This is a genomic window from Polyangiaceae bacterium (assembly GCA_020633205.1).
Classification (GTDB): Bacteria; Myxococcota_A; Polyangia; order Polyangiales; family Polyangiaceae; genus JAHBVY01.
The window spans coordinates 429,639-444,195 of record JACKEB010000015.1; the positions used below are offsets into that span (position 1 = coordinate 429,639).

Annotated in this window: 8 protein-coding genes; 5 read left to right on the forward strand and 3 right to left on the reverse strand. The window is 63.6% G+C overall.

The annotated features are described in order from the left end of the window. Nucleotides 1-253: 253 nt before the first annotated feature. On the reverse strand, nt 254-1,267 hold the full coding sequence (locus H6718_24605; GenBank protein MCB9588614.1) for an NAD(P)-dependent alcohol dehydrogenase: 1,014 nt from the start codon (nt 1,265-1,267) through the stop codon (nt 254-256). Between the two features lie 49 nt (nt 1,268-1,316). Then, entirely contained in the window at nt 1,317-4,046 is a 2,730-nt protein-coding gene (locus tag H6718_24610; GenBank protein MCB9588615.1) for a hypothetical protein, read from the reverse strand. A gap of 650 nt (nt 4,047-4,696) precedes the next feature. Here H6718_24610 and H6718_24615 point away from each other — a divergent pair. Further along, nucleotides 4,697-5,368 (forward strand): acetoacetate decarboxylase family protein, encoded by a 672-nt coding sequence (locus tag H6718_24615; GenBank protein ID MCB9588616.1) that lies wholly within the window; start codon nt 4,697-4,699, stop codon nt 5,366-5,368. 89 nt (nt 5,369-5,457) lie between these two features. On the opposite strand, the gene H6718_24620 is transcribed toward H6718_24615, so the two are convergent. Beyond that, a complete protein-coding gene (locus tag H6718_24620; protein MCB9588617.1) occupies nt 5,458-6,222 on the reverse strand; it encodes a hypothetical protein in 765 nt (254 codons plus the stop codon). Between the two features lie 223 nt (nt 6,223-6,445). Here H6718_24620 and H6718_24625 point away from each other — a divergent pair, with 223 nt between their 5' ends. The 4 genes from H6718_24625 (at nt 6,446) to H6718_24640 (ending at nt 14,548) form a co-directional block, all read left to right on the forward strand. Continuing rightward, nucleotides 6,446-8,629, forward strand: a complete 2,184-nt coding sequence (locus H6718_24625) for a hypothetical protein (GenBank protein ID MCB9588618.1) — start codon at nt 6,446-6,448, stop codon at nt 8,627-8,629. A 36-nt stretch (nt 8,630-8,665) separates the two neighbouring features. After that, on the forward strand, nt 8,666-11,098 hold the full coding sequence (locus H6718_24630; protein ID MCB9588619.1) for a trypsin-like peptidase domain-containing protein: 2,433 nt from the start codon (nt 8,666-8,668) through the stop codon (nt 11,096-11,098). A gap of 462 nt (nt 11,099-11,560) precedes the next feature. Beyond that, the gene (locus tag H6718_24635) at nt 11,561-13,237 is read left to right on the forward strand and encodes a serine/threonine protein kinase (GenBank protein ID MCB9588620.1); all 1,677 of its coding nucleotides are present in this window, start codon (nt 11,561-11,563) and stop codon (nt 13,235-13,237) included. A gap of 303 nt (nt 13,238-13,540) precedes the next feature. Next, complete coding sequence (locus tag H6718_24640) at nt 13,541-14,548, forward strand: tetratricopeptide repeat protein (protein ID MCB9588621.1); 1,008 nt, start codon at nt 13,541-13,543, stop codon at nt 14,546-14,548. The last annotated feature ends 9 nt before the right edge of the window (nt 14,549-14,557 follow it).

The window sequence follows — 14,557 nt, forward strand, 5'->3', positions numbered from 1 at the left end:
GGCGTGGAGCTCATTGAGACGGTCGTTCAGGCAGAGCGCTCGCACCACGTCACGCTCTTGGCGCGCGCTCATCAATGAGCGCTGAGTCCAGGTCGCCCAGCGGGCGATCTGAGTTGAGACTTGAACGGGCTTGCTCCGGCGAGCCTCGGCCCGAATGGGGCTTGAGACGAGCGCACACATCAGGAGGCCCGCCGCGAATAACGTGGGTCGAGCGTTCATGGTCCCCGTGGGATGCGCTCTCGCTGCGAGACGTTCAGGCGCCGATGCGGATCACGACTTTGCCAAAGTGCTTTCCCGACTCGAGCTTCTTGAAGGCCGCGGGGGCGGCGTCAAAGTCCATGATCTCGTCGACAACGGGTTGAATCCTGTTCGCTACAACGCATCGAACGAACTGTTCGAAGGTCTCTCTCGCGCCCACCATCACGCCCTGAAGCCGTACCTGATTCATGAGCATCGGCAGCAGGGAGATCTCGCCCTTGCCGCCGCTCAGGATGCCGATCACTGCCACGTGCCCGCCCGACCGAACAGCCCTGAGCGATTCCTCTAGTGTGCCGCTGCCTCCGACCTCGACGACGTGGTCGACCCCATCGCCCGGGGCCAGGCTTCGCGCTTTCGTTCCCCAACGAGTTTCCGTGCGGTAGTTAATCACGTGGTCCGCGCCAAGTTCACTCAGCCGCGCCGCCTTCTCGTCGCTGCTCGTGGTTGCGATCACGGTCGCTCCCATCGCCTTTGCGATCTGGAGCGCGAAAACACTCACGCCACCGCTACCCTGAACCAGGACCGTGTCCCCGCCCCGTAGCTGACCCAACGTCACGAGCGCGTTGTACGCGGTTACTCCCGCGCACGGCAGAGTTGCCGCTTCGGCGTCGGGAATGGAGTCCGGGATGCGGACCACGGCACCGGCTGGCACACGCATTTGCTCGCACAAGGTACCATGCCTCGGTCCCCCAAGGGTGGAGCGCAGGCGCGCCTTGGTTGGCTCGCCGGCGAGCCACTCTTGAGCAAAGATCGGACACACGCGTTCCCCGATGGAAAAGCCGTCCACGCCTTCGCCTATGGCGATCACTCGGCCGACGCCGTCTGATAGGGGAATCAATGGTAGCTTCTGCCTGGGGTCGTATTTCCCCTTCAGCATAAGCAGATCTCGATAGTTCAGCGACGCGGCGAGCATCTGTAGCACCAGCTCCCCGTGCCCGGCTCGTGGCGCCTCGTGCTCGCCAAGCGCAAGACCAGCGTGACCAAAGGACTCGATTGAGTACGCGCGCATGTCGAGGCTATAGCCCAGCGCGCGAACGCGGTCAGCCCTCTCCAGCTCACTAAACTGGTGGGGCGTGGCGCGCGAGGCGCTGGCGCCTGGCCTCGACTCCATCGAGCAGCTCGTAGGCAAATCGCCATGCGGCGCCTCGTCTCGCCACCCGCTGTTGGAGGAATCGAACGACGTCGGCAAGCTGCGTTGCGTCTTGTTCGAGCACCCGCAGCTGGTCCAGCAGCGCCTCTAGCGCTTCTGGGTCGGATTCGGCTGGCTCCGTGGACAGCAGACGGAGGGCTTCACGGAGCTCGGCCAGCCGATTCTCTCGTTCACCGCGTGTGGCGCTTGAGAGGTGCTGCTCGAGGCTCTTCAAGCACCGATCGCGGGCCGCTCCCCAGGCGCGAGTCAAGACCTCCGCTGGCCACGGGGCGGTACTCGCTCCGAGGCTGAGCAGACCTGCAATTGTTTCTCCGGGGATATGCCTGAGCATGCGCTCTTGGTCAGTGATCGCTTGGCCCTGCCTGAGAGACGTGTCGGTCGGTACGCTTTCGGCGTCGATTTCCGACGGTGCGTTGAGCTGCCACAGCTCAGCGATCCATCGCCAGTGTTCTGGGGAGAGCAGCTCCCAAGGAACGCGAAGACCGCGCCCGGTTACCAGGCCGAGCAGGCTGTCGCGCTCGAGACTCGGCCAGATGCGCGCGGCGGGGAGCGCTCCTGCTTCGAACCAAGCGCGCCCCGCCTCCGGATACCCTTGCTCGGCCCAACCCTGGGCTGCGTGGTTGATGAATCGACTCCTTGCTTCCGGCGTCTCGAGGGCGCGCAACACGCGGTCGAATAGCTCCGGTTTCCAAGGCGCGAGGTGTTCCGCCTTCAACGTATTCGCGCGGAAAGCCGCAAGACAAAGCGAAGCTTGCTCCAGGTCGTGGGGAGCGTCGGGGGAACCGCCGCGGCGGTCGAAGAGCCGCAGGAGCATCTCCTCGCCGGGGCCGTTATTGGACGCCCGCAGCCAAGCCTGAACGGCGTCCAGGGCTGGGGCGAGGGAAGTACCATCGTGGGGTCGCCACGGATCGAGCCAGTGGCTGACGCTGCGCGGTTTCGAGCCAAGGCGCTCCGCGATTGCCCAAATCGCGACGTACCACGCACCTCGAGCGAGCGTGGGAGCATCGTCCACGAGGCTCTTGGGGTGCTCCAAGCGGGGCAGTGGTGGACCGTTTGGGACTTCGATCGCCAGCTCCGCCTGCTCCTCGTAGAGGCCCCGTAGTAGCTCCAGGCTCACCTCGCGAAGCAACTCGGGGTTGAGGCCTATCACCCGGACCAAGCACTCCACTGCCGCCGCGTAGGCAGGGCTGTCCCTCGCCTCGAGTTCCAGAACACCGTCCACGATCGGATCGGGGTCTTGCTCGAGCCGTACGTGGAGCGCGTCGAGCACCGAGATCGCCGACCCAGGGCTGAGCAACGCCTCTCCCCACTCGAGTGCAGGCCGGCCCAGGAGCTGCCGTAGCGCGGCGCTCCGCGCGATGTTCACGAGCCACTGAGGGCCCAGGGAGAGCTCAGCACCGGGTTCGAGGTTGCGCAGCAACCCCCCAGCGCTCAGTGCCCGGAGGATACGAAACGCGCCCGGAGGAAGCTGCCGCGCAGCACGTTCGAGCTCCCGCACGGTGACGGGGGCACCGGCCCGTTGCAACGAGAGCTTCACCCATTCGACGTCGACGCCGCGCGCTAGCTCAGGCGGAATCAAACGCAACCACTCGTCTTCGGACCTTGGCACATCAGCAGGGAGAGATGTTTCCGTAAGGCATTGTTGGTGGATGCCTACAAGAATTTCTAGCCCCTGCTCTTTGAGCAGGCGGTGGTCGCCGGCCAGTTTTGCTACGCGGAATTTAATTGCCGCCCGGGCTAGCTGATTTAGGCTGCGTCCGCGGATCTGGCTGTGCCCGATCTCGTCCATTAGCCCGAGTAGCCCAAGCGCGGCGCCTAGGGTCGTGAGCACCCCTCTCTCCTGGGGCAGACCACCAAGCCATGCCAGCGCGGTGTCAACCCGGAGCTGGCTGTCGCTGGGTAGGCGCTCCGCGACCCAACCAACCAGATCTTCGATGTAGGCACTCAAAGGCAGACACCGCACGACGGTCCATTCATCGCTTTCCGGGGGGAAATCAGCGGCCACACAGATCTTCTCGCGAGGTGGCTGACGACGGATCGATTCGCTCTCGTGGGCGGTGTGCAGCTCTACGAACACCGGACCGGGCTCTCGAGTTTCGGGCTCCGCGGCGCTCCAATCCCGAGCCGCGACCCAACGAGCGGCGCCCCGAGCTTCGAGCCAACGCCCCACCAGGCTGCGCCCAGACCCAGAAGGGGCCACCCACCACACGCGATCCCAGGCGGACACGCGCTGGGGTAGGAGCGGGATCCCAGGTGGAAGTGGCTCTTCCTTCAGGCGGAGTGCTCGTCCAAACGGAACATCGTCCAGCCTGACTGTAGCCTCGCCGGGGGCGCCAAACCCCTTCGACACGAGACAGTGCACCTGGATGTCGGCGACTGGTACCTCCAGCACCTCCGCCATCGTTTGCTGGACGGCAGGTCGATCGCGGAGCCAATCGAAGTCCAACTCCCGATCCAGTCGGCTGAACAGGGTCGCCAGGGAGCGAGGTTTGGGACGTGGATCCGCCGGCCATGAGGGGTGGGCGAGACAGCGCCGTGCGAGCTCACCAAAGCTCCGGGGCGGCTGCGTGCCGCGCTGCATCATCTCTCGCAACCAACCCATGGCCGAACAGCTGTGCAGTTGCAGACCATCAGTCACAGGCTCGGGATGAGCCACGACTGAACGTCTTTCCACTGGACAAATGATAAGAATTTAGAGAACTTAGCGCATCATATCCCGCTGAACTGTCGACCTGCAACTGATTTGCAGGTCGAATGCAGGTTGCACGCAACCTGCAAACTCCTGCAATCTGCCCTGTGGATAACCTGGGATTTCAAAGGCTTCCATGGGGTATCCGGACAGGCGTTCGGGAGGACCGGACCATCTGAGCGCCGTGAGAGTGGGGTTCAGGCTTCACATCGCTTTCCGATCCCCCGACGGGCGGCAGGTCTCGGTTCTAGGGATGAAGCGGGCCATGTGGAACGCGCCCTTCGATCCTGGACGGCCGACCAGTCCCACAGCTTTTCCACAGAACTGTGTGTATGTGCAGTGGTGGCGCCCGGCCTCGGGCTCGTTGCACGCCACCCTCGCTTTGCTGGCTCGCGGACAATGCTGGGCACACCCCGACCGTCCCAGCGGGTTGCCTCGGGGGCCAGGGACGAAACTCCACTGCCGGGCGCGCCTCTTCCACCCCCAGGCCCCAAACATACGTTTTCGTATGATTCGCCTTCGGGCCTGGGTTCCCCGTCACACTGGCCTCTTCGGGGGCGCGGTGCCCGAACCGCAGCGTTTCCGGCTACCATCCTGCTGTGGAGCTCAGGCCAGGCAACTCTCCGCCCACGCCGTACCCCAAACCCCCGTGGGACACGAGCGGGCGGGCCGTCTTTTTGCCCTACGTGACGGCGCGCCGCGATCTAGAGTTGCCGCGCGGATTCGAACCAGTAGCGTTGCGAGGCCGCTGCATGGGGCTCTTGGCGTACGTGGTGTACGAGCCGCCATCCCCGCTCACCTATCATGAGCTGATTTGGATGCCCTGCATGGTGCAGGTGAGGCGCAATAACCGCACGATTCGCGGCTATTTCGTGAGTTTTATGTACGTTGACGACGACACCACCCTGCGCGCCGGCCGGGAGCTCTGGGCGTTGCCCAAGACGTGGGCAAACTTCGAGGATTCGAAGGGTCAGGTCGCGGTAAGCGCCGACGACGGCACGCAGTTGCGGCTCGAGTACGCATCGCGCCTGCCTACGTTGCCCGCGAAGAGCAGGATGGCGACGCTTCAGAGTTCGAACGATGGCGTGGTGCAGTTTCGCGCGGAAATGTCTGGGAAGGGCCGCCCTTGTCGTGCGTCAGTGTCCGATTTTGACTCCGAGCAGAGCGGCTGGCGTAGTTTCAAGAGCGCGCGTCGACTTGGGCCAATGGCGGTTGAGCTTACGCGCTTTCGTTCGCTGATGATGGCGCCAAATCTGCTGAATATCGGCTAAATTCGCTGTTCTTGGCGTAGCTGCGGGGCAGGTTCTGTTGCCTTGTGGAAAGCTGTTAAATTGCCGCGAGGTAACGTAGGTCGGGTCGGCTATTCGCCTGTTCTGCGCCATATACTGAAGCCTTCCTTGCCTTGGCGCGAAGGATGGCTCTCAGAGACCTCTTCGAAGTGCTCCAGTTCGAACAGCCCTGTCTGCTCTACCAGATGCTTGCGGTAGATCTCGCGCGAGAGCGGGAATGGAGGTCCTTCGTGCCGAGCGACGTCTTCACCCTCAATCAGCGGATACATCAGCGTCAGCAACACGCCGTTTGGACGTAGGAGCGCAGCCAGCGCGTCTCCCCATGCACTTCGCAGACGTGGGGGCAGCGCGCAGAAGAACGTGTAGTCCCAGATTAGAGCGTATTTCCCGCGGTGCTCGGGGTCATTTCCCAGGCTGAAGAAGTCTCTACAAATGAACTCGGTCGAGCCCGCTGTGGGCAGTTTCGACTTCATCTGGGCGAAGCGCTGGGCGGCACTAGGCGCGGCGTCCAAGCCGACCGTGTGCCTGCCGGCGCTTGCTAGCGTCAGGACGTCGTATCCGCTGCCTGCCCCTGGCACCAGAAGCCGCATGGGTTCGTCGCTCCGCGGTGCCTTGTCGCTCCGCGGTGCCTTGTCGCTCGGCGGTGCCGCAACGCTTTCCAGCAAGCGGGTGATTTCCCCTTCGGCCTGCATGCGTCGCAGCAGGGGCGAAGACTGCCCCGCGTCCCAGCGCGTGCGGCCTTCTTTCCAGGCTTGCTCCCAGTCGACGTCGGTGGCCTCGGGCGCTTGCGCCGACGCTCCCTGCGGGTCGGCGACGGCCCTTTCTGCCCGAATCATTTTCGGGGTTTCGGCCACCCTCGAGACGGAGGGCGGTGGCTTGTTTTCCGAATCGCGGTCGCTATCTCCAGCCATCTGCTGCGTTTACCACGCCTCGCCGCTTCACCAGCTCGCGGCGAACGGTGGGCGAAAGCGCGACCCGCGAAGGCTCGCGCCGTCGCGACACCCCGTTTCAGCGCCGGGTGTGATATTTTCGGAGGTTGTGTTGCGAACTAGCCGCGCGGTGCGCTCCCTTTTCGCGCTGGGTCTAGGCCTAGCGCTAGCTTCGGCGTGCTCTTCTGGAGACTCCGGCTCCACCTCAGCCAACGGTGGATCAGGGGGTGAGGGAGGCGCTTCTGCTGGCGTGGGTGGCGTCGAGAACGACGCGAGCGCCGGGAATGCAGGTTCCGCTGGATTCGGTGCCCAAGGTGGCGCAGCTGGGAACGCTGGCGCGGGCGCCGTGGGTGGCGGTGGGAGCGGAGGCAGTGCGGGGAGCGCTGGAGCCACCGGTGGCAGTTCCGCAGGGCAAGACGCAGGCAGTGATGCTGCAGCTGATGCACCTGTAGACGTGACCTGCGCAAGTGACGAGAAGAGCTGCAACGGTAGCTGCGTCAAGCTAGACGACCCGGACTATGGCTGTGGCATGGGCTGCTCGCCGTGTCCCACGCCAGGTGCACTCTCCGTGTGTGAAGCCGGAGCGTGCAAGATGGTCGGCTGCGCCACGGGTTTTGCGAACTGCAACCTGGACCTGAGCGACGGATGTGAGGTCGACCTCAACACGGATCCAGATAGCTGTGGCGCATGCGGCAACGTCTGTCTGGCGAACCATGGCACTGCGGGCTGCAGTGCCGGCAGCTGTACGGTGGCGAGTTGTGACGCGGGTTTCAACGACTGTGATGGCATCCCCGAGAACGGGTGCGAAGCGCGCACCACGACCGACCCGAAGAACTGCGGCTCGTGCGGCAAGGAGTGCATGCCTACCCCCGGCGCGCAGGCCGTTTGCAACTCCGGTACTTGTGGAGAAAAGGCCTGCTTGGCTTTCCGTGGGGATTGTAACAACAACTCCCAGGATGCGTGCGAGACCAATCTCATCATCGACAACGACAACTGCGGTTTCTGCGGCAACAAATGCGACCTCCCGAATGCGGTGACGAAATGCGACGCCGCGCAGTGCGCGATCGAGTCGTGCATCGCTCCGTTCGAGGACTGCGACGGTGACCCGCGAAATGGCTGCGAGGTGGACACCAGCAAGCAGAACGCACTGCATTGCGGCGCTTGCGGCCGCGCTTGCTCCGGCGCCGGAGTGGCGACGGCGACCTGCAACGCGGGGGTGTGCACCCCGTATTGCGCCGCGGGATTTGGAGACTGCACGAGCCCAGCGTTCCCGGCTGCGGACGACGGCTGTGAGCAGGACGTGTTCACCGACCCGGACAACTGTGGAGCTTGCGGAAGCGCGTGCATGCTTCCCGGTGCGGAAGCTGGGTGCTCTGGGGGCAAGTGCGTCGTCGCGAACTGCGGCGCCGGCACGGGTGACTGTGATGGGGATCCTTTCAATGGCTGCGAGACGGATCTGCTCACGACGGAGGACCACTGCGGCGCTTGTGGTCGCCCGTGTTCGGACACCGGCGTAGCTTCCAAGCTCTGCAACGCTGGTCTCTGTGTTTCCGGCTGCCTACCAGGCCTTGGCAACTGTTCGACACCGGCAGCCCCCGCGGCGGATGACGGTTGTGAAAGCGATGTGTCCGCCGATCCGCTGAACTGCGGCTCCTGCGGACGCGCCTGCGGGACAACTCACGTCACCAGCCTCGCGTGCACCGCCGGAGCCTGTTCCAGCAGCTGCGAGGCTGGCTTTGGCAACTGTGTCATGCCCGGGCCCGGAGCCATCGATGATGGCTGTGAGACGCCAGTCGATCAGGATGATGCAAACTGCGGCGGGTGCGGTAACGACTGCACCCAGCAAGGCTCGCCGGCGGGCAGCTTGCGTTGCGGCTTCGTTACCGCAGGGCAATGCGGGTGTGTTGGCAACGCGGGACGCTGCAAGGTCGACTCGGGAACGAATCCGACTTGCTCTGCCAGCTCGGGGCTCTGCATCTGTGGTGGGAATGAGTGCCGCCCCGGAGAGGCTTGCGTTGCAGGGACTGGAGGTGACCAGTGCAGCTGCGAAGGCTCGGCTGCTTGCGGCGCCTCCGAAGTTTGCTGTCAGAGCGCTGGGGGCTGCGTGGACGTGAGCTCCGACCCGGATAACTGCGGAGGCTGCGCTCGGGCTTGTCCGACTGGCTTCAGCTGTAGCAGCGGAAGCTGCGGTTGCAGCGGCGACGCCAGCTGCAACGCGGGTAGCGCTGGCACCTGTAGCGCTGGTGTGTGCAGCTGCGGAGGGACTACGTGTGCTGCTGGCCAGCGTTGTCTGGCTGACGGGACGTGCGGCTGAGGCTTCGCTGTTTCAGCGGGTTTGATGGAGTGAAGAATGTCGACGATCAAGGCGAGGGTGTGGCTGCTGTTGTGGACCGTGTGTGTGGCTTGCGGAGGGGGCACTCCAGAGCCAAGGCAGGCTGACGATAGCGCGCCAAAATCGGACCTCACCCCCAAACCCGGAGCGGACCCCAAGGCTGCACAGGCGATTCCTGAGAGCGGCAGAGTTTCCAGCGAGAAATTAATCGAGCGGCGGGCATCCACCGCGCTCGCGCCGGACTCCCTCGACACCGTCAAGTCACGTTCTCGGCCACCCAAGTCGTCGAAGGAGGTGTACCGCGTGGTCGCTCCGGCCACGGTGATCATCCGCGTGCCCGGCGGAATGGGAAGCGGCGTGATCATCGACCCCGCAGGGTGGGTGCTCACGAACCACCACGTGGTGGCTGACGGAAAGCAGGAAGACTTTCAGGTGAAGGTGGAGGTCATCCTGGGTTCTCTGTCCAAAGACACGGGGGGAATGGAGCGCGACGCAAAGGCCCACGAGGCCCTCGTCTACAAGGTGGACAAGCTGCGCGACATCGCCCTGTTGAAGATCAAGGACCCGCCAAAGAAGCTGCCCTATGTGAAGCTGGCCAAGGACAAGCCGGTGCCGGGAGACCAAGTCGTTTCCCTGGGGCACGCAGGGGCCGGCATGTTGTGGGCGATCAAAGCGGGTCAGGTGTCTGCCCTCGGCAAGCTCTCGGAGCACTTGGCGACACTGGCGAGCTTCAGTGATGACGACAAGGAAGTGGAGCAGCGCTTCAAGCAATACCTCGACAAGCAGAACTTGGGACTCGTCATCCAGTCTAGCTGCGAGATCTTGCCGGGTGACAGCGGTGGCCCCTTGGTGAACAGCCAAGGCGAGCTGGTTGGGCTGAACGCGTTCTCCAACAAGGACGGAAAGACCGGTGGGTTGCTCAGCTTTCATGTCCACCTGGACGAAGTGAAGAAGTTCTCCGCGGCCTATCCTCCCAAGCCAGAGCGACTGCTGCCTGACCCATGGCGCGAAGGCGGTGGCGACGTTGCGCTGGATGATGTGGACTTCGACGGTAACGTCGACACCATGGTGCTGCACGGCCGGCAACCCTGTGTGTTTTGCCCCAGGGAAAGCGAAGCCGTCTTCGTGGACCTCGACGAGGACAGCTTCAAGGGCAAGTCGAAGCTACCCAAGGTAGAAGACATCTACGAGAAGCAGGCCTTCGACGCCGAGCTGATGTACCTGCGGGTGAGGTCGAACAGCTTCATTTGGTATGACACCGACAACGACGGCCGCTTCGACCTCTTGCTCTACGATGAGGGGACGAACGGCGGAATCGATGCCGCCTACGACATCGACAAGGACGGCGATCTGAAGTCTGCTGGTGTGAAGCGCCTGGGGCGCGCGGTGCGCGGCTCGGCGTTTGGTGACCGCGGTCTCGCAGAGCGGATGTTGCGTATCGCGGGCATCGTCTTCCCCTCGAGCTTCATCGAGAGCGGCGGAGCCTCTGAATCTCAGCTGCCCGACCCGATGGGAAACACAGGCTCGGGCACCCGGGGCGATCTGAACGATGACGGGACGCCGGACGCAGTGCTGCTGTCCAGTCCGTTCTCTGCGCGCCTGCTGGTAGACGTGGATGGCAACGTTGCCCCACGCCTCTCGCCTTCCCCAACCGTGGAAGAGCTGCGCTCGCCGAGCATCACTGCAGACTTCGAGCTAGCGGTGGTGAGCCAGGGCGATGAGCTGTGGGCTTGGTACGACACGGACAACGATGGCCGCCATGACTTGGTGCTCCATTCACCCGGGTCGCGCGTCTACGTCGCCGCTTCCGCATGGAAGATAGGTGCGAGCGGCGGTCGCACGCCGGCTCCAGAGCACGTTGGTCGCAAGTTGATCCGACCGGCGCTCCTGCAGTCTCCCGGTTTGCGTTCACAGTTCGAGTCGATGGTCCAGAAGGGGTTACTGGGCATTCTCTCAGCGAAGGGTGGAGACGGAATCGAGTCGTTCCCCGATCCGATCAGCGACCACCGTGGCGCAGGGATGTCCTTGCTCGACATCAAGGGCGCCAGCAAGACCGCAATCGCTGTCAACGGTCAGGGGAGCGATGGCTACCTGTTGGACCTGGACGAGAGCACCTTCCGTTCAACTGCGCGAAAGAAGATCGACATCGATAAGGCGATCAAAGACAAGAAGCTCGACCTCGAGCTCGCGTACTTCCAGCGCAACGGCTACGCCTGGTGTTTCTACGACACCAAGAACAAGGGCTTCTACGACCTCGTCCTCTACACTTCGAATCCGCGCGGAGGTAAAGTCGAGCAGGCGTTTCGCGTAGAGAAGGGTGGCGCGGCCACGCTTGATGCCACCCTGGTGGGCAAACCGCTGGTCCAGCCAGGCTTGCTGACTGGCCGTTCGAAGTCGCGCCTCAAGAAAGTCGCGCCCGAGATCTTCTCGAGTTCCATGATCGGGGAGTGACCAACCGCCTGGCTGGTTCCACTGTGAGTGCACTATCCAGCGCGAGCAGACAGCGTCGGAGGTCGAAAACTCGGATCAGCGTAACTCTGACGCTGTAAGAACCTGTTGCGCATTGCCTCGCGACCGCTCTCTGCTCGCGGCCGGCGGCGGGCGGGGACCAGAACGCTGTGAGACCGATAGGTTGCGTCCACTCGTGCGGGGGGAAGCGACAACCGCGCTCGACGGGCGACAACGCAGTCGACTGGTCGCCACCCACGCCCTGATGGTGGCGATTGAGATGCGGGGGTTTGGTCATTCCGTGAACCGGAAACAAAGGGCGACCAGAAATCGAACTGACGGCACAGCCTGGAGCGTGTCCTGAAAGTCTGCCCAGCACGGTCGCGGGGCCGGCGTCGAACTGCTGTTGAGCGTGCATTGTTCCACCCACGCGTGTGTTAGCCTGACGTTTAATTCCGACTCTCGATGGGGAACTTCAGTCGCACCTTCGCTAAGTACCGTTTGCTGGCGCGCCTTGGGCACGGCGGGATGGCGGACGTGTACCTGTCGGTGTCGAGTGGACCCGGTGGCTTCAACAAGCTGCAGGTCCTCAAGGTGTTGCGTCCCCACCTGACGGAACAACCAGAATTCTTGCAGATGTTCCAGGATGAGGGACGTCTTGCCGCCAGGTTGAACCACCCGAACATCGTTCAGACGAACGAGATTGGTGCCGAGGGCCAGCGCTTCTTCATCGCGATGGAGTACCTGGATGGGCAGCCACTGCATCGAGTCAAGGCTCGGGCCCGGGAGTCTGCTGCCGGTTTCCCTCTGGAAATGGAGTTGTTCGTTCTCTGCCAGGTCCTCGAAGGGTTGGAGTACGCCCACGGCTTGAAGGACTACGACGGGACGCCGCTAAACATCGTCCACCGCGACGTCACCCCGCAGAACGTCTTCGTGACGTATGCCGGCCAGACCAAGCTCGTTGATTTCGGAATCGCTAAGACGCTCGAGTCGACGGAGACTCAGTCGGGGGTCTTGAAGGGCAAGGTCGCGTACATGGCCCCCGAGCAGGCCCTGCGCGACGGCTTGGACCATCGTGCAGACTTGTTCAGCGTTGGCGTGATGCTGTGGGAGGCCGTGGCCAATCGGCGCATGTATAACACGCGCGCGGAGGTCGAGATCCTCCACAAGCTCATCCAGGGAGAGATCCCCAAGATCCGTGACGTTGTCCCAGATCTGCCGCTGCAGCTCGAGCAAGTGATCGAACGCGCTCTCGCGCTCAAGCCCGAGCACAGGTATCAGGACGCGGCCTCATTCCGTGCGGATTTGTTCGCCTTCCTGGAAGCCTTCCGCAAGATCAGCGGGCGTGATGTGGGTGAGCGTGTCAGCGAGCTGTTCTCCGAAGAGCGCACGGAGATCGGCGAGGTCATCCGGCACGAGATGACAGACGTCACGGGACCCGACGCGATGCCAACGAGTCCGGAAACCATGGAGCTCCCGAGCTTGCGTGGCTCCTCGCTGGCGGGGTACGCCACGCCCTCCTCGCGTGGGTCAAGCCTCGTGGACGTACAGGCGCCGGTGAACCTGCCGCTGGAGAGCCCGCCAGAGCCCGCGGGAAAACGCTGGCTGTTCCCAGCGTTGGCTGGAGTGTTGCTGTTAGGGGTCGCCGGGTTGGCGATGTTCGCGTTTACGCGCGGAAACGAAGAGGCGCTCGACCCAGCTGCTGCCTCCAGCGATTTGGCGACTAAATCGACTCCGGCAGCTGCCGGCTCAGTCAAGGTCCACATCGAAGTAAGCCCCCCAGAGGCGAAGCTCACTCTCGACGGCGTGGCTCTCAAGGACAACCCTTATGAGTCCAAGTACTCGCGTGATGAGAACGTGCACAAGCTCGAGATCAGCGCGCCAGGCTACGCGAAGCGGGAGCTGGATTTGCGATGGGATCGCGACGTCGATCTGCGGCTCGAGCTAGCCAAGCAGTCGGAAGGCGCACCGCCTGAGGAACCAGAGACCCCTGCGGCTGGGCAGGTTAGGACACCCCGCGTCGGCCAAGGTACGGCGAAGCCCGCCGAGACCCAATCGGGTGATCCCTTTGGCGATCTTCCGCCCGTGAAGAAGCCGAAACCCAAGGCCCCGACGCTGGATAAGACCGATCCCTGGGAGTAGCGCACGCGTGCGTAGGTTTGCTCGCCCTGGCGAAGGCAGACTAGCCCGCATTTCGCGCCCGGGAGGCGCGAACAAGGAACAATTCTCTCATGGAAGTTCAGGTCCCGAGACAGCGCGGCGACCCCACTTCCACCAACGCCACTTCGTACGCACTCGTCCTCGACCGCACGCCCGAGCAAGAACGTGCATGGATGGGGTGTGCACTCGCGCCCGCGCAAACAGCGATTGCGCGATGTGCTGATGCCTCGAGATCGCGGCATTGATCATGCTGGCGAAACCCAGGTTTTGGCATACTCAAGGGCAATGAGACGCATCAGGGGGTTGCTGCTGAGCGGCTTGCTCGCTTCAGTAGTTCTTGGCTTTGGGGGAAGTGCGTTCGGCGCCGACCCAGACACGGAAGCGCGAGAGCGCTACGAGCGAGCGATCAAGCTTTACGAAGACGCGGATTTCGACGGCGCGTTGGTGGAACTCGAGCGCGCATACAAGCTGCGCCCCAGTTACAAGCTGCTCTACAACATCGCCCGCGTGCGTTTCGCCTTGAATGACTACGCTGCGGCGTTGAAGGCCTACCGTCAGTACTTGGCCGAGGGTGGAGACAAGCTTCCGGCTTCCCGTAAGGACGAGGTCCAAACCGAGATCAAGAAGCTCGAACGCCGCGTGGCCAAGTTGAAGGTGGAAGTCGACGTGGACGGCGCCGAGATCTACGTGGACGACGCACTGGTCGGAACCAGTCCGATGACCGAGCCGGTGCTGGTCAACGCTGGACTCCGGCGTATTGCCGTGCGGCACCCGGAGTACTCTCAACAGGGACGGAAAGTCAGCATCGCCGGAGGTGATGAGGAGGCGCTGTCGATTCAGCTGAAGAGCGCGAAGCCATCCACGACTGCCGCTCCGCCCCCCCAGCCTGGCGGGCCCACGCCTCCGCCCCCCACGCCTGGGCCTTCGGAGGAGGTTGTGGACGAAGGCGGGAGCCCGTGGTTCGGCTGGGTGCTGACCGGCGTTTTCGCCGCAACGGCGGCGACCACCGGGGTGATCGCACTCTCTGCCAACGGCTCGCTTGCGGACAAGCGCGACTCCGCTGGCGCGTCCGCAGACGACCTGGACACCGAAGCCAAGCGCGTGCGTACCCTGGCGATAGTGACGGATGTGATGATCGCAGCGACGGTGATCACTGGCGGTATCACGCTCTGGCTCTCGATGGACGACGACTCGGATCCCGCCGCGGACGCCGGCATGGCGCATCGTCGTCGCGGTACGAGCACGCAGCTCGGGCTTGGTCCAAATGGCGTTTCCTTGCGGATGCAGTTTTGAGGTGGATGC

What these genes read in the sequence shown, in the direction of transcription:
- H6718_24640 (MCB9588621.1), top strand. Translation starts at nt 13,541, where the DNA reads ATGAGACGCATCAGGGGGTTGCTGCTGAGCGGCTTGCTCGCTTCAGTA.
- H6718_24630 (MCB9588619.1), top strand. Translation starts at nt 8,666, where the DNA reads ATGTCGACGATCAAGGCGAGGGTGTGGCTGCTGTTGTGGACCGTGTGT.
- H6718_24635 (MCB9588620.1), top strand. Translation starts at nt 11,561, where the DNA reads ATGGGGAACTTCAGTCGCACCTTCGCTAAGTACCGTTTGCTGGCGCGC.
- H6718_24605 (MCB9588614.1), bottom strand. Translation starts at nt 1,267, where the DNA reads ATGCGCGCGTACTCAATCGAGTCCTTTGGTCACGCTGGTCTTGCGCTT.
- H6718_24620 (MCB9588617.1), bottom strand. Translation starts at nt 6,222, where the DNA reads ATGATTCGGGCAGAAAGGGCCGTCGCCGACCCGCAGGGAGCGTCGGCG.